Source organism: Gordonia sp. VNK1, assembly GCF_040049135.1.
GTDB classification, from domain to species: domain Bacteria; phylum Actinomycetota; class Actinomycetes; order Mycobacteriales; family Mycobacteriaceae; genus Gordonia; species Gordonia oleivorans.
Map to the genome: position 1 here is coordinate 1 of NZ_JBDZDJ010000024.1, position 15,445 is coordinate 15,445.

General features: G+C 64.3%; 12 protein-coding genes and 1 pseudogene. 8 read left to right on the forward strand and 5 right to left on the reverse strand.

Annotated elements, in window-relative coordinates; genetic code table 11:
- Window positions 1–435: hypothetical protein (locus ABLE94_RS22110; RefSeq protein WP_210739739.1), on the forward strand; the 435-nt coding region annotated here is incomplete at its 5' end.
- A gap of 332 nt (window positions 436–767) precedes the next feature.
- On the opposite strand, the gene ABLE94_RS22115 is transcribed toward ABLE94_RS22110, so the two are convergent.
- From ABLE94_RS22115 to ABLE94_RS22130, 5 genes and pseudogenes are all read right to left on the reverse strand, one after another.
- On the reverse strand, window positions 768–1,820 hold the full coding sequence (locus ABLE94_RS22115; RefSeq protein WP_020169780.1) for a hypothetical protein: 1,053 nt from the start codon (window positions 1,818–1,820) through the stop codon (window positions 768–770).
- A gap of 159 nt (window positions 1,821–1,979) precedes the next feature.
- Window positions 1,980–2,462, reverse strand: a pseudogene (locus ABLE94_RS26485) (TniQ family protein); the annotation flags it as partial.
- Window positions 2,428–3,501 carry an ATP-binding protein gene (locus tag ABLE94_RS22120; RefSeq protein ID WP_006369929.1) on the reverse strand — a complete coding sequence of 358 codons (1,074 nt, stop codon included), beginning with the start codon at window positions 3,499–3,501 and terminating at the stop codon, window positions 2,428–2,430. The pseudogene ABLE94_RS26485 and the gene ABLE94_RS22120, both read right to left, overlap by 35 nt.
- Window positions 3,498–5,507: a TnsB C-terminal domain-containing protein gene (locus ABLE94_RS22125; protein ID WP_079931101.1), complete on the reverse strand. Its 2,010-nt coding sequence runs from the start codon at window positions 5,505–5,507 to the stop codon at window positions 3,498–3,500. The genes ABLE94_RS22120 and ABLE94_RS22125 overlap by 4 nt, the downstream gene beginning before the upstream one ends.
- Window positions 5,504–6,229 carry a TnsA-like heteromeric transposase endonuclease subunit gene (locus ABLE94_RS22130; protein WP_006369927.1) on the reverse strand — a complete coding sequence of 242 codons (726 nt, stop codon included), beginning with the start codon at window positions 6,227–6,229 and terminating at the stop codon, window positions 5,504–5,506. Before ABLE94_RS22130 ends, ABLE94_RS22125 begins: the two co-directional genes overlap by 4 nt.
- 176 nt (window positions 6,230–6,405) lie before the next feature.
- On the opposite strand from ABLE94_RS22130, the gene lon reads away from it, so the two are divergent.
- From lon to ABLE94_RS22165, 7 genes are all read left to right on the forward strand, one after another.
- The gene (gene lon, locus ABLE94_RS22135; RefSeq protein WP_348806975.1) at window positions 6,406–8,742 is read left to right on the forward strand and encodes an endopeptidase La; all 2,337 of its coding nucleotides are present in this window, start codon (window positions 6,406–6,408) and stop codon (window positions 8,740–8,742) included.
- A gap of 231 nt (window positions 8,743–8,973) precedes the next feature.
- Window positions 8,974–9,330 (forward strand): YciI family protein, encoded by a 357-nt coding sequence (locus ABLE94_RS22140; protein ID WP_348809882.1) that lies wholly within the window; start codon window positions 8,974–8,976, stop codon window positions 9,328–9,330.
- A gap of 457 nt (window positions 9,331–9,787) precedes the next feature.
- Window positions 9,788–11,641, forward strand: coding sequence for a molecular chaperone DnaK (gene dnaK, locus ABLE94_RS22145; protein ID WP_348806977.1), 1,854 nt, complete (start codon window positions 9,788–9,790; stop codon window positions 11,639–11,641).
- Window positions 11,638–12,291: a nucleotide exchange factor GrpE gene (grpE, locus tag ABLE94_RS22150; protein ID WP_348809883.1), complete on the forward strand. Its 654-nt coding sequence runs from the start codon at window positions 11,638–11,640 to the stop codon at window positions 12,289–12,291. The genes dnaK and grpE overlap by 4 nt, the downstream gene beginning before the upstream one ends.
- A 112-nt stretch (window positions 12,292–12,403) precedes the next feature.
- Complete coding sequence (gene dnaJ, locus ABLE94_RS22155; RefSeq protein WP_348809884.1) at window positions 12,404–13,618, forward strand: molecular chaperone DnaJ; 1,215 nt, start codon at window positions 12,404–12,406, stop codon at window positions 13,616–13,618.
- A 3-nt stretch (window positions 13,619–13,621) separates the two neighbouring features.
- A complete protein-coding gene (locus tag ABLE94_RS22160) occupies window positions 13,622–14,032 on the forward strand; it encodes a heat shock protein transcriptional repressor HspR (RefSeq protein WP_348806980.1) in 411 nt (136 codons plus the stop codon).
- A 157-nt stretch (window positions 14,033–14,189) separates the two neighbouring features.
- Entirely contained in the window at window positions 14,190–15,407 is a 1,218-nt protein-coding gene (locus tag ABLE94_RS22165; RefSeq protein WP_348806981.1) for a hypothetical protein, read from the forward strand.
- Window positions 15,408–15,445: the final 38 nt, after the last annotated feature.

Here is a 15,445-nt window from a genome sequence, read left to right on the forward strand (position 1 = left end):
TCGGATTCAGTCTCAGCAGAGAAGGACACCCCCCACACTCTGACTGCGACCACCGACAAGCGTGAGACGTCAACGATGTCCCGACGACACGACGTCAAGCATGTCCCGAGCCCTTACACGTCACACGTCGGCAACCCACCGGTGGCGGGTGGAGCCGTCGTGCTGGTACTCCGTCTCCAACTCTTGAAAGAACTCAGTGATGTACATGCTGGAGCGATACGGGAAGTACCGAACTTCGTCGACGTTCTGGGCATCGTCGCGTCCGAGGTTGCCCACGACGAGGTTTCCAAGAGCTTCGAGGTTGCGGCGACGGAACTTCACATGGGCATTGTTGCAAGCGACGCCGACGAATGCCCACACCTCGCGCGACCCTGCGGGCGATGCCCGATCAAGACCGAGGCGTTCGACTACCAGTTCGTCGGACCATCCGGGTAGCGTGTCGCAAGGGTCGGTTCCGAACTCGGCGGCCATGCCGTCGGCGGCAGGGAGATTGCACGCCCTGGTGGTTCTCGATCAATTTCCCACGGTGTATAGCGTGGACTTGCGGCGTTGAAGGTGTGCTGCAGGAGGATTTCCATCAGTGAGTTGAGTTGCCCGACTCCTTTGAGCCCGTGGCGTCGGTATGACTCATTCGCCTCGTAGACATCTGCGCGGCACATGTGCTGATCCGCCTCAAGCGTTCCGCGGTAGAGTGAGGGCATTCTCGAAGCCACTGACGAGCGCGAGTCAGATCTGTTGCCGGAGTGTCCTGTCTGCACGTAGCTCCTTCAAGGTGGGCGCCATTCAAGTGGCTCCTCGCCGAATCCCAGGTCAGGCAACAGGCTGTTTGATCGGATTGTGGACCACTGCTCGCGTACCAGGTTGCGCGCCGAGCTGAGATCGCCGTCGTTGGAATCCTCAGAGTAGAGCGATTCTGTCGCGAACTCGGCGGCCCCGCCGGTGTAGACCTCCCAAATCGCGACGGCTAGCGCGTGTGGAGTCACTGCTCTGAACGTGCGGCTCGTGCTAAGAATTCTCGCAATGGAGATCGTGAGATCTGGATTGGCAAGTTGAAGCCGCCGGCGGTGGTAATCGATAGGAGGCGGGCCGGTGAGCAGTTCCCGGGTCTGGTTCTCGATCTGATCCAGGGTGTCGGTCCAATCGCCGCTGCGCTTGATCTGGCGGATGAGTAGTGGTGGGTAGCGCGAGAATTCGTGAGGCAGTCCTAGCGCGAAAGCGATATGGCCCCAAGGTCTCGCGGTCCCAGACCGTGCAAGGAGCATGGAAAGGACGGCGCGATCCTTCGCAGTCGTGTAGTCGCGGAATCCCGTCCAGTGAACTTGAGGTATCGACGAGAGAGGAATGTGGTTGCCCGGGATCTCGTGGGCCGTCGGATAACGGGCACACCCACTAGCAACTCGAAACGTCAGTTGTGCCGTCGGCGATAGCTTTTCGGCGAGCGGGGTGATGGCGAGGTGGCCGATAACCGCATTCGTCCGACTACGGGGCAAATCTCGGCCGTCCCTGAGAAGCCAGGTTCCTGGAGTAAGGACGCTCTGCTCTACGGCGAGCGAATGAGCCGCATGAACGTCCTCCTCGCAGAGGATGGACTTTACCTTGAGGAGTTGCTCGAGGCACGCGGCGTCAGGGTCGCTTGCTGCTTGACAGCTCATAATGGGCTTGCCCAGCGTCAGAGCCGCGTCGAAGTATTCGCGTGTACTGAACCGCTGACCGCCAAAGCTGTTCGTCGAAGGCTCTGATGCACCGCGTGCGAGTTCGAGAATCCAAACCTGAGCTTCAACGATCTCGGGGGCAACCCTACGGAACTCGACGTCGCGCAAGTCGTGGCCGCAGTATGCGTGTCGAGTTCTTGGTGTTCGGGGGCGATTGTCGCGCTGCGGACAGGCCCAGTTGGGGTCGGTGCTATTGGGCCAACTCGTGCCCGCCCACGGCGTCTCGGCGCACCGAGGGCAGTTGGTAGGCATCAAGATCGCATGTTCGACACAGACGCGGTGTAGCGGCAGTGACCATGTCGAGTTCCAGTATCCTTGCTGAGCAAGGCATTCGGGACAGTAGGAAGGGTCGAGGGGCATCGATTCCGAAGACTTACCGTACCGTTCCCAGTGCGTGCGAAATGCGGAAACAGCCTCGGATATGAGTCCTGCCCGGAGGTATCGGGCTCGTTCGTCCGGTAGCCCCACCGTATCCACAATCAAATCACTGTGCTCAGCGATATGCGCAGAGACTCGTGTGGGGGACCAGGCACTCGTTGGAATCCCGAGTTCTCGGAGTAGCGCGCGTGCGGTGAGTCCGTAGCGGTGGCCGAAACGGCGCAGCCAACTCGGTGCGGTCTCATCGTCCCTGGGGGCGACGAGTATGGGAAGCCGCCGCGGGTTGTACCCGTCTGGTATCGCAATTGCGGAGGGTAGTTGCTCCGCGTCGGTTCTCTCACCTCTTGGGAGTGGTGAGCCGCTGAGCGGCATTGTCAACGACGACCTCCTCCAGGATGCTCGCAGTAATTTGCTCGGTGCCCGTCTTAATAGCCAGATAGGCGGCCCGATCGAGCAGGTTCGTCAGTGAACCGATGTGCCCTTGCGTTCGGCGGAAGAGTTCCTTGCCGAAATCGGATAGTGTCCCAGGCGTTTGCGCGGCGAGCATTAGGTGCAATTCGAGGGCGTTGAGAAGCGAGATCCAGGCGACGTTGCTGGCATCGGAGTCGGTGTTGAACGGCGCGACGCGTGCACGTGTGGCACGGCGGGCAGTCTGTGCGTACACGGCACCGTCATCGCCTCCCAGGCCCTCGTCGAAGAACTTCTTCTCTGTGAGGCGTACACCGACGTAAATGAACGTGACCGCCATTTCGTTGGCCAAGCCCTTCAGATGATTGCTTACTTCGCGACCGTGACGGTCTCGAAAGTCGATGAAGTGAAGGTCATCGATGACAATTATCTGAGTCTCGCAGCTCCGTACGCAGTCGACCGCGAGCGCACCCAAACCAGAAGTATTCGCACCAGCTACCCCCAGATGGCCATAGAAGGCGAGGATCTTTCTGTTCAGGCCCTTGAGGGTGATTCCAGCATCGAGCGGGATGAAGGCGACCGGAATACGCTGATCGCCTGCGGCGGTCTCGCTGCTGAGGCGGCGAATTGCAGTTCGATGGAACTGCCTTGCGTAGCGGATGGCGATGGTGGTCTTACCGAGACCTGGCGGGGCGTCGATCACGACCGATCCGCGGAGGCGGTCGCCATCGCGACGGTTGGACGCCATGACTTGATCGATGACAGCGAAGGCGTGCGTGAGTTGAGCTGTCTTGACAGTCGGGAGGTTGGCATTCCATACAAAGCGAGCTTCGTTGTAGTCTTCGCGCTCGTCGTCGCTGAGCGCTGCGATCTGTCCCTTCGTGAGGAGTTCCAGGCTCGCGCGCGGCGGCGAATGCACGAAGTCGTGCCAGCCCACTTTTGACGCCAGGTTGTAGCGATGCGGTTGATTGTTTCGAAGCCATAGTGCCCATGGGTTACTCATTCGTCGAATACCTCATAGCTCGAATCGTCTGCACCTTGGTACTTCTCAAACACATCGAGGTCATCGTCCAAATCCCAACCTGGAGGGCGACGTTCTGCTCTCCTCGCGAGAAGGTCGATAACTCCTGGCAGTGATGCAATCTCGTCGTCAGGTTGGCCATCGCCAGTATCGCTTGCCGTGGAACGGGTGCTGGCCAGGCGTCGTGCGAGGGCGCGGTCGCGCTTGGATTTGGTGTTGCCTTTGGACCACTCATCGAGGAGGTTGCGGACGGCGTCCTGTGGGTCGACATGCCGGTTTTCGCGGACGGCCAGAAGCTTGGTGTAGTCGGCGGCGTCCGAGGAGAAGGGCTGGTCGAGTCCACCTGCGTGCTCCCAGACCAGAGGCGACCATTTGCCAGATGAGGGGTCGCGGAAGTACACGCGTCGAACATCGCCGCTGTCTATGTGGATTGGCCATTTTCTAGCCTTCGGACCACCGAAGTTGGACTTGCTATTCCGGTAAGGGTTGAGCGCCGCGCCATCGTATCGGCGCCCATCCACTTCTATGCCATAGTGCTGGATCGTGCGCCACTCCACATTGAGAAACTCGTACGCAAGGTCCGGTGAGGACGGGATGGTGAGTCCACCGGCGCGAGCCAGGCCGATCTCGTACATTTCGAGCGGTGATAGCTCGAGGCCGGGCGTCTCAGGGAGACACAAGCCTTCGTGTTTCGACCGGTGGTACACCCGAGCTGTCCACTCGCGAATTATCGACTCAAGCTCGGCGACGTAGTAGAACGCTTGACTCTCAATGTCTTCACCGCGGTGATAGACGTCGGGTCCCTTGTAGCCCGGCAGTTGCTGAAGCAGGCCGAGCCGAATGGTCTTGAAGAAGCGTTCGACAGTTGGCTTGTCTGACGCCTTCTTTACGATCGCAGGCTGAATCGAGATTCCGAGTCGCGCACAGGCGGATCTGACATGGTGCGAGAGGTAGATCTTGCCATGGTCAACAACGATTGACTCGGGTAGGCAGCCTGGGATGCTCGGAGTGGCATCGTCTGCGGTCGGGTCGTCGCGTTCGATTGCGATCGAACTAGGCACGCCGTGAAACGGCCACGCTCCGTCGTCGACCGGTTCTTGGGGCGTGACCGACTGGTGTAACACATTGGCCACGTCGATTGCCTTGGTTGAAATCGGGGTCAGGCGCAGACCGACAATGCAGCGTGTATAGAGGTCTTGCGCCACAGTGAGTTCGACCGGCACCCAACGCAGCGTGATCGGCTCCATCGCGAACACGTCGAGGCGCGTTGTGTCGAGTACGAAGTACTCTCCGGGGCGCGTGGCGCGCAAACGGCCATACGGGGCCTCCGGCCGGTCGGCGGCGATTCGCCGTGCCTTTCCGCTGCCAAATGAATAGCGACCCTTGGAGAGCTCGTCCAGCCAGCGGTAGGCGGTCGCATTGGATGGGGTGGGCGCCAGATCGGCGCCACACCGCTCGGTCAGCAGATTGTTGGCCTGGTCGATTACTATGTTTCTGCTGGGTGTGGATTCGCGTGTGTACCGATTGAGTACGTCGAGGCACGCCTCCCGCCAGAGTGGGTCGATCGGCGAGCGCTGCTTCCTTGCTTCGACGAGGCCGGCTGGTCCTGACTCTTGATACGCCTTCACCCAGCGTTTGACGGTGCGGTCAGACATGTTGTGTGCGAGAGCGACCGTTTCGGAGCTGCGACCGATAGAGTCGCCGCTGTTGTGATGCATCTCCAGTACTGCTTCGACGACGGCGAGCCGTGCGTTGTAAGTCTCTTGCTGTTTCTTCGTAAGATTCGAAAGCAGTTGTCCGGACGTCTCGCAGGGCCTGCGAGGTGCGTCGAGCGGCTGAGAAGACCTCACGAGGTGTGGAGTGCTCACCGCTCGTGTGCCGCGATCCGATTCGACTATCGACCGACTGTCGCTGATCTCGACTATGCGGACCACGGATCCGTCGATCCACACCCGATCGCCAACAGCAAGTCGATAAGTGTTGCTCATACGGCCTCGGCTCGATGGATCAAGGTGTTGTCGCCGAATGGCCGGGTGAGATCGGCCGTGAAGGTGCCCGTCCACAGAAGCTCGAGGACGATGTGTCGAGGCCGTGCAATCCGCTCGGCTGCGAGTGTGGCTTCAGCGTGCGCGATTGAGAGCTCCTCTGGAAATCGTTCGAGCACCGTCTGGAACAGGGCCGCGCGCGACTCGCGGCGAGCCTGAGAAGCGAATCTGATGTTGTTGATCAACGCCGAGTCCTCGCCGGTCCAAACCTCATAATCGGCGGAGAGGCGCTTGGACACCACCTTGGTCCACGTGAACACGGCCTTGACCTCGTCTTTCTGCGCGATTCGTGGATTCTTGACGTCCACGACCAAATATGACCCATCAGCCCGCGTCAGTAGGAGATCGGGACAGTGGCGTCGGCCGGTACCTCTGTCGTCGCCGGTGATCCAGAAAGGTTGCGCCGTGATCCAAACGACTTCGGGATCGAAGTCGGCAAGCAAGATGCGGTCGCGTTCGAGAAGGCTTTCGTAAACCACGTGGTCGGCTGTTGTACGGGTCCAAAAAAGACCTGGATAGTGGCGTTGGCCGGCGTGGGACGGTGGCAGGCGCACTGGCTGGGCTCGGGCCATCGAGCTGATCGAGTGATCCCTGACCTGACTGATGGTCTCGTCACCGGCTTCGGTAACGAAGCGAATCTCGGTCGCACCGATCTGATCAGGCATTTTGCTATCGTGCCGCATGACAGCCCGATGAGAACGATGACACGCCTATGACAAGCCGATGAGAAAATGACACGTTCGGTGAGAAGCTACATCCTGTTCACCCCTGGCGAAATATCGCCGGGAACAAAGATCCCGCCACCGAGGTTGAGTCGGTCAGACTGAACTTTGGAGGTTACATGTCACAGACATACTCAGTGCCCGTTCTGTTCGTCCCTGACCTGGTCGTCCTGCCCGGCATGGTGGTGCCGATCCCGCTCGACGACGCGGCTCAGGCGACGATCGACGCGGCCCGGGCCAGTGAGTCCGGCAAACTGCTGATCGCTCCGCGCCTGGACGATCGGTACCCGACCCACGGCGTGATCGCCTCGATCGTGCAGGTGGGGCGGATCCCCGGCGGCCAAACGGCTGCCGTGGTGAAGGGCGAGAAGCGTGCACACATCGGCAGCGGCGCACCCGGTCACGGCAATGCGCTGTGGGTCGAGGTGACCGAGGTCGACGACGGTGAGGCCACCGCCGAGACCAAAGCCCTTGCCGCCGAGTACAAGAAGCTCGTCCTGGCCATGCTGCAACGCCGCGAGGCCTGGCAGATCATCGACGCGGTCAACAAGATGACCGACCCGTCCGATCTCGCCGACACCTCCGGCTACTCGTCGTGGCTCGACGACACCCAGAAGCGGCAACTGCTCGAAACCCCTGACGTCGCAGAACGACTCGGGCTGCTCATCGACTGGACCAGCGAACACATCGCCGAGACCGAGGTCTCCGACAAGATCGCCGACGACGTCCGCAACGGAATGGAGAAGCAGCAGAAGGAATTCCTGCTGCGTCAGCAACTTAACGCCATCCGCAAGGAACTCGGCGAGGACGAGCCCGACGGTGCCGACGACTACCGCGGCCGCGTCGAATCCGCCGACCTGCCCGACAACGTCCGCGAGGCGGCGTTGCGTGAGGTCGGCAAGCTCGAGCGGTCCAGCGATCAATCACCCGAAAGCGGTTGGATCAGAACGTGGTTGGACACCGTCCTGGATCTTCCATGGAACGTCACCACCACCGACTCCACCGACATCAAGGGTGCTCGCGAGATCCTCGACGCCGATCACCACGGCCTCGAGGACGTCAAGGACCGCATCGTCGAATACCTGGCCGTGCGGGCCCGGCGCGCCGAACGCGGCCTGCAGGTCGTCGGCGGACGTGGCTCCGGAGCCGTGATGGTGCTGGCCGGTCCGCCCGGCGTCGGCAAGACGTCGCTGGGGGAGTCCGTGGCCCGCGCCCTCGGCCGCAAGTTCGTGCGTGTCGCCCTCGGCGGCGTGCGCGACGAGGCCGAGATCCGCGGTCACCGGCGCACCTACGTGGGTGCCCTGCCCGGTCGTATCGTGCGTGCCATCGGCGAGGCGGGATCGATGAATCCCGTTGTGCTGCTGGACGAGATCGACAAGGTGGGTTCCGACTATCGGGGTGACCCGGCGGCGGCGCTGCTCGAGGTCCTCGACCCCGCGCAGAACCACACGTTCCGCGATCACTACCTCGATCTGGATCTGGACCTTTCCGACGTGGTGTTCCTGGCGACGGCCAACGTCGTCGAGAACATCCCGGGACCGCTGCTGGACCGGATGGAACTGGTGACCATCGACGGCTACACCGAGGACGACAAGGTGGCCATCGCCCGCGATTACCTGCTCCCGCGGCAGCGTGAGCGTGCGGCGCTGACCGATGACGAGATCTCGGTGACCGACAACGCGCTGCGCGAGATCGCGGCCAACTACACCCGCGAACCGGGTGTGCGTCAGTTCGAGCGACTGCTCGCCAAGCTGATGCGCAAGGAGGCCACAAAGATCGAAAACGGCACGGCGACAACACCTGTCACCGTCGACAAGGCAGACCTGAAGGACGATCTGGGTCGGCCACGGTTCACTCCCGAATCCGAGGAGCGCACCGCGGTTCCCGGCGTCGCAACCGGTCTGGCGGTCACCGGAATGGGCGGCGACGTGCTGTTCATCGAGGCCAACCGCACCGACGCCGGCGAGGGCAAGGGCGGGCTGCAACTGACCGGCCAACTCGGCGACGTCATGAAGGAGTCCGCGCAGATCGCACTGTCCTACGTCCGTGCCCACGCACGTGAACTCGGCATCGATCCACGCAACCTCGAGGGCACCATCCACGTGCACGTGCCCGCGGGTGCGGTCCCCAAGGACGGCCCGAGCGCCGGCATCACGATGGTGACGGCCCTCGCCTCGATGGCGACTGGCCGCAAGGTGCGCGCCGAGGTCGGCATGACCGGCGAGGTGACGTTGAACGGACGGGTCCTGCCGATCGGTGGGCTCAAGCAGAAACTGCTTGCGGCACAACGCAACGGGTTGACCCAGGTGTTCATCTCGCCACGTAACGAGGCCGATCTCGACGACGTCCCCGCCGAGATCCTCGAGGCAGTGACGGTCACGCCGATCGCCGACGTCGCCGACATCGTCGCGGCCGCGTTGGAGCCGGTTGCCGATGAGGTGACCGCGGCGGCCTGATCGATCCCGGACGATACGGGCGAAACCGGGGGAAGAATGTTCTTCCCCCGGTTTCGTGCTGTTCGGCAAGGCATTGAACCTCTCGGGGAACGACTTCACCGGCGACGGATGAACATTGCGCTGGATCGCCACAGTCCCGACGCGACGCCCGGATCCCGGCCTACAGTGGATTCGTAGCCGTTCGATGACGCTCGGTCACGCGAGGACCGACGCCCTGAGGAGGAATCCGCGATGACCACCCTGCCCGACATCACCGACGCCGAGATGCAGACGGTCCTCGAGTACGCCCAGCCCTACGTCGTGGCCGTCCTCAAAGCCGGGCCGGCGTACGGGAGCGACGAGGCACCGCGCATCATCCGGGAGCACGGTCGTCGACTGATCGCGTTGCGCAAGGCCGGTGACCTGGTGGTCGTGCTGCCTGCCCAGGACGACACCGACTTCTGCGGTGTCGGCGTCTTCGACCGCTCCGTCGAGACGGTCACCCAGCTCATGAACGACGATCCGGCGGTGCAGGCGGGCGTCTTCACCTTCGACGTGCATCCCGTCCAGGGCTTTCCGGGCGACGCGCTGCCCCCGGCGTCGAAGTAGCCGCCCGAAACGCCCGACCGCGTCGTTCGCGCGGGTCCTCGACGTTCCCGCGGGTGATGTCGGCTCGTCCGAGTCGTCGACGACCTGCGCGAGCCGAACCCACCCGCGCGAGCCAACCGGTCCCGCGCCAACCGGACCCGCGCGAACAACCACAGAAACCTGCCCGAACCAGCAGAAACCCCTCCACATAGAAAGTTGAGCGAAACTCGCTCAACTTTTTTGTCGATTCCGGGAACATACTCGCACCACACCCCGTTGAACCCATCGAGAACCTGAGCCATACAGGCTCAACTCGACTTGACTGAGACCGACTCAACCAGTAGGACATGAGTCGGACGCACTGAAGTCTGGGTCTGGCGGTCAGGTTTGCCAGACCCCTGCGCGCCGAGTTCACCGAACTCGACCGCGGGACTCAAGACCTTGGGTGCACACCCATGAACTAGGAGGAATCGCAAAGATGTCTCGTGCTGTTGGAATCGACCTCGGCACCACCAACTCCGTGGTGTCGGTACTCGAAGGCGGCGAACCCGCCGTCATCGCCAACGCCGAAGGCTCGCGTACCACCCCGTCGGTCGTCGCGTTCGCGCGTAACGGCGAGGTGCTCGTCGGGCAGCCGGCCAAGAACCAGGCGGTCACCAACGTCGACCGCACCATCCGCTCCGTCAAGCGCCACATGGGCGAGGGTGACTGGAGCGTCGCCATCGACGACAAGAAGTACACCCCGCAGGAGATCAGCGCTCGTACGCTGATGAAGCTGAAGCGCGACGCGGAGGCCTACCTCGGTGAGGATGTCACCGACGCGGTCATCACCGTGCCCGCATACTTCAACGACGCACAGCGTCAGGCCACCAAGGAAGCCGGCCAGATCGCCGGCCTCAACGTCCTGCGCATCGTCAACGAGCCGACCGCCGCTGCCCTGGCCTACGGCCTGGACAAGGGTGAGAAGGAACAGACCATCCTGGTCTTCGACCTCGGTGGCGGTACCTTCGACGTCTCGCTGCTGGAGATCGGCGACGGTGTCGTCGAGGTCCGGGCCACCTCCGGTGACAACAACCTCGGTGGTGACGACTGGGATCAGCGCATCGTCGACTGGCTGGTCGAGAAGTTCAAGAGCTCCTCGGGCATCGACCTGACCAAGGACAAGATGGCCATGCAGCGTCTGCGTGAGGCTGCCGAGAAGGCCAAGATCGAACTGTCGGCCTCGCAGTCGACCTCGATCAACCTGCCCTACATCACCGTCGACGCCGACAAGAACCCGCTGTTCCTCGACGAGCAGCTCTCCCGTAGCGAGTTCCAGAAGATCACCTCGGATCTGCTCGAGCGCACCCGCGCTCCGTTCCAGGCGGTCATCAAGGACGCCGGGATCTCCGTCGGCGACATCGATCACGTTGTGCTCGTTGGTGGTTCGACCCGTATGCCGGCCGTCACCGACCTGGTGAAGGAACTGACCGGTGGACGTGAGCCCAACAAGGGTGTCAACCCCGACGAGGTCGTCGCCGTGGGTGCCGCACTGCAGGCCGGTGTGCTCCGCGGTGAGGTGAAAGACGTTCTGCTGCTTGACGTCACCCCGCTGTCCCTCGGCATCGAGACCAAGGGCGGCGTGATGCACAAGCTGATCGAGCGCAACACCACCATCCCGACCAAGCGCAGCGAGACCTACACCACGGCCGAGGACAACCAGCCGTCGGTGCAGATCCAGGTGTACCAGGGTGAGCGTGAGATCGCCTCGCACAACAAGCTGCTCGGCAGCTTCGAGCTCGGCGGCATTGCGCCTGCGCCGCAAGGTGTTCCGCAGATCGAGGTGACCTTCGACATCGACGCCAACGGCATCGTGCACGTCACCGCGAAGGACAAGGGCACCGGCAAGGAGAACTCCATCCGCATCCAGGAGGGTTCCGGCCTGAGCAAGGACGAGATCGACCGGATGATCAAGGACGCCGAGGCCCACGCCGACGAGGACCGCAAGCGTCGCGAGGAGGCCGAGACCCGTAACCAGGCCGAGTCGCTGGTCAACCACACCGAGAAGTTCCTCAAGGACAACGAGGACAAGGTGCCGGCCGAGGTCAAGGACAAGGTCAACGCCGCCATCGGCGAGGCCAACGAGGCCCTCAAGGGCAACGACATCGCGGCCATCAAGAGCGCGATCGAGAAGCTCTCGGCGGAGTCCCAGGAAATGGGTCAGGCCATCTACGCCGCATCCGCGGCCGAGGGCCAGGCCGCAGGCGCCGACGGTGGCTCCGCGACCGCCGGTGACAATGACGTCGTCGACGCCGAGGTTGTCGACGAGCCGAACTCCGGGGACACCAAGTGACCCAGAGTGGGCCCGAGGCCGGTTCGGCCGCCGGGGGCCAGACCCCCGGCGACGAGCCGATCACGGTCACCGATCGTCGGCGCATCGACCCGGAAACCGGTGAGGTGCGCCCCGAGGGTGAACCGACCCCCGACATCGGAAGCGCACCTGCTTCCGGCGAGGAGCCGGCCTTGGAAGAGGCGAAGGCCCCGGCGACCGACGAGGTCGCCGAACTCACTGCCGCCCTCCAGCGTGAACGCGCACAGTTCGCCAACTACAAGCGGCGGACCGAGGAGGAGAAGCAGGGGCGAGTCGCCTACGGCAAACAGGTGTTGATCGAGAAGCTGCTGCCGGTCCTCGACGATCTCGACCGGGCCCGCGAGCACGGCGACCTCGAGTCGGGTCCGCTGCGTGCGGTGGCCGACAAGTTGGCCGGCAGCCTGAGTTCGGAAGGACTCGTCAAGTTCGGCGAACCCGGCGACGTGTTCGATCCGGAACTGCACGAAGCCGTCCAGAACGACGGCAGTGGTGCCGAGCCGGTCCTCGGTGCGGTGTACCGCAGCGGGTACCGCCTGGGTGACAAGGTGATCCGGACCGCGATGGTCACGGTCACCGACCCGGCGTCGGCCGGCGCATCGGGCGCCCAGGACGCGCCCACTGGTGCACAATAAGCACCTACACGCTCCCCCGGTGATGCGCGGAACGCCACTGGCGAACCGCGCGTCACCGGGGGCGCACACATACTTCAACCAGACATGTTCATAACGAAGGAGGTGACGTCTGGTGGCTCCACAACGAGAATGGCTTGAACGCGACTTCTACAAGGACCTCGGCGTTGCTTCTGATGCTTCGTCTGAAGAGATCAAGAAGGCTTACCGCAAGCTCGCCCGCGAGCTGCACCCCGACGCCAATCCCGGGGACGCGCAAGCCGAAGAGCGCTTCAAGCGGGTGTCCGAAGCCCACAGCGTGCTCGCCGACGCCGACAAGCGCAAGGAATACGACGAGACGCGCGCCATGTTCGCCGGCGGCCGATTCCGCGGCGGCGGCAACGGTTTTCCCGGTGGATTCCCCGGCGGCGGCGGAACCCGGTACTCCACCGAGACCGGCGCCGACTTCAACATCGGTGACCTGTTCGGCGGTGGTGGCGGAGAGGGTGCCGGCGGATTCGGCGATCTCTTCGAGGGATTGTTCAACCGCGGCGGCTCCGGTGGCGGCGGCGGCACCCGCACGTCGACGGCGACCCGGCCGCGTCGGGGCAACGACCTCGAGACCGAGACGACGTTGTCGTTCGCGGACGCGGCATTGGGTACGACCGTCCCACTCCGGGTGACCAGCCCGGCGCCGTGCACCACCTGCCACGGCAGTGGCGCCAAGCCGGGCACCAGCCCGCGGGTCTGCCCGAACTGCAATGGTTCCGGCTTCGTCAGCCGCAATCAGGGCGCGTTCGGATTCAGCGAACCCTGTCAGGACTGCCAGGGCACCGGCTCCCGGATCGACGATCCGTGCGCCGACTGCGACGGCAGCGGCGTCAAGGTGCGTTCGCGCACCATCAACGTCCGCATCCCGTCGGGCGTCGAGGACGGCCAACGCATCCGGCTCGCCGGACAGGGTGAGGCCGGGCGACGCGGTGCGCCGTCGGGTGACCTGTACGTCGTCGTCCACGTGACGCCCGACAGGGTCTTCACCCGCAGCGGCCACGACCTGCGTGTGCAGCTGCCGGTGAGCATTTCCGAGCTGGTGCTCGGGGCCACCGTGTCGGTGCCGACCCTCGAGGGCTCGGTGGGCGTCAAGATCCCGCCGAACACCAGTGACGGCCGCACCCTGCGTGTGCGCGGACGCGGAGTCCCCAAGCGCGCCGGTGGTTCCGGTGACCTGCTGGTGACCGTCAAGGTCGAGGTGCCCCGCAAGCTCGACGACGCCGCGGTCGAGGCGATGCACGCCTACGCCGAGGCCGAGAAGGCCAGCGGATTCGATCCACGGGCGGGCTGGGGGCGATGAGTCATGGCCGAACAGAACCGACCCGGACCTGATCCACGGGAAACCAGCGCGACCTTCATGATCTCGGTCGCCGCCGAGCTGGCCGGTATGCACGCGCAGACCCTGCGCACCTACGACCGGCTCGGACTGGTGACGCCCGAACGCACCAGTGGCGGTGGGCGTCGCTACTCGACACGCGACGTCGAGGTGCTCCGCGAGATCCAGCGCCTCTCCCAGGAGGAAGGCGTCAACCTCGCCGGCATCAAGCGGATCATCGACCTGACCAATCAGGTCGACGCACTGCAGCTACGACTGCACGAACTGCAACGCGAGGTCGAGGCGCACCGCGCCCGTCGCGGCGGTGAGCTCGTCCCCGTCCCGCGCACCAATGCGCTGGTCGTGTGGCAACCCCGTCGGCGTCGTGGCGACGACTAGGACGACCAGAGCGTAACGATCACCACCCTCACAACCGAATAACGTGCGACCCCGGTGCACCGGATCGGCCGACTTCTCACAGCGGCCTGATCTGTTGCCCACCGGGGTCGCACGTTAGTGTGTGGCGTCGAATGCCGGTTGGATGAAGGAGGCGACGGTGAGCCAGTCCCCGGATCTCAACATCACCGGGCCAGCAGTGCTCGGGGTGTCGGTGTTGGGTGAGGAGATCGCCTCGGTTGTGCTCGACGCGGCCGGTGAGATCGTCGCCAGCAACTTCGTCGACCTCGCCGACGATTCCCCGGAATCGGCATTGACCGCCCTCACCGAGCTCGTCGATTCCGCGCCCTTCGAGATCGACCACATCGTCACCACCTGCGCACGCCCCGACGTCCGCGCCCACCTCGACTTCGCGTTACACGGTCCGGGAGCGCCGGCATGGGCCGCCGCGGTCGTCTTCGTCGACCTGCCTGCCGCGTTGGCGCAGGTGGCCGGCCGGGAGGGCGGTGGCGTCGTCGGTGTCGTCACCCTCGATCAGTCCGGTGCACTCGCCACCGGGGACACTCTCGCGCTGGTCGACGCCACCGCGGCACGCACGATCCGGACCGCGCAGGTGTCGCCTGCCGATGCGCATTCGTTGAGCGATGCCGCCGGTGCCACCGCCGCCGCGGCACTGCTGCGTCCCCTGACCGCCGATCCCAGCCCGGCGAGGTTCCTGTGCGTCGGGTCGGGTGCACAGTTGCCCGAGGTGGTCTCGGCCGTGGCCGCGGCGACCGGCCGACCCGCCGCCCCGGTCGGTGCACCGGTGTTCGCCGTCGCCCAGGGCGCCACCGCGGTGGTGCTCGCCGACACCCGGGCCATCCCCGTCGGCGCCGCTGTCGGAGGTGCCGCGGTCGGAGGTGCGGCCGTTGGTGGTGCTGCGGTCGGGCACACGGCACCCGCCTACGCCACCGACGACGCGGCGCCGACCACCGCCATCGGGTCGCACGGCCTGCGTTGGTGGGCGATCGGCGGCGCGGCAGGAGTTGCGGCACTATTGTGCCTGGCCGTGTTGGTGGCCCTGTTCACCGGCGTCGGCTCCGAGACCCCGGCGGCGGTGACGTCGACGACGACGGTCACCGGCACCACCGGCGAGATCACCGTGACCCGCGCGGGGGATCCGGTGACGCAGACCGTCGTCGACGAACAAACCGTCACCGAGACGACGACGCCGCCGACGGTCACGCGCACCACGGCGCAGACCGTCACGCAGACGCAAACGCAGACGCAGACCGAGACGCAGACGGCGACGCAGACGGTGACCGAGTCGGCGACCGCGACGGTCACCGAGAACGAGACCGTCTACGTGACCACGACCGTCATCGAGGGGCCGCCCTGATCGGCGGGTGAGCCGCTCCTCAATGCGGAGTGGGCGTC

Excerpts from the sequence above, each read along its gene's own strand:
- ABLE94_RS22120 (WP_006369929.1), bottom strand. The coding sequence starts at position 3,501 with ATGAGTAACCCATGGGCACTATGGCTTCGAAACAATCAACCGCATCGC.
- ABLE94_RS22125 (WP_079931101.1), bottom strand. The coding sequence starts at position 5,507 with ATGAGCAACACTTATCGACTTGCTGTTGGCGATCGGGTGTGGATCGAC.
- ABLE94_RS22130 (WP_006369927.1), bottom strand. The coding sequence starts at position 6,229 with ATGCCTGATCAGATCGGTGCGACCGAGATTCGCTTCGTTACCGAAGCC.
- lon (WP_348806975.1), top strand. The coding sequence starts at position 6,406 with ATGTCACAGACATACTCAGTGCCCGTTCTGTTCGTCCCTGACCTGGTC.
- ABLE94_RS22140 (WP_348809882.1), top strand. The coding sequence starts at position 8,974 with ATGACCACCCTGCCCGACATCACCGACGCCGAGATGCAGACGGTCCTC.
- dnaK (WP_348806977.1), top strand. The coding sequence starts at position 9,788 with ATGTCTCGTGCTGTTGGAATCGACCTCGGCACCACCAACTCCGTGGTG.
- ABLE94_RS22160 (WP_348806980.1), top strand. The coding sequence starts at position 13,622 with ATGGCCGAACAGAACCGACCCGGACCTGATCCACGGGAAACCAGCGCG.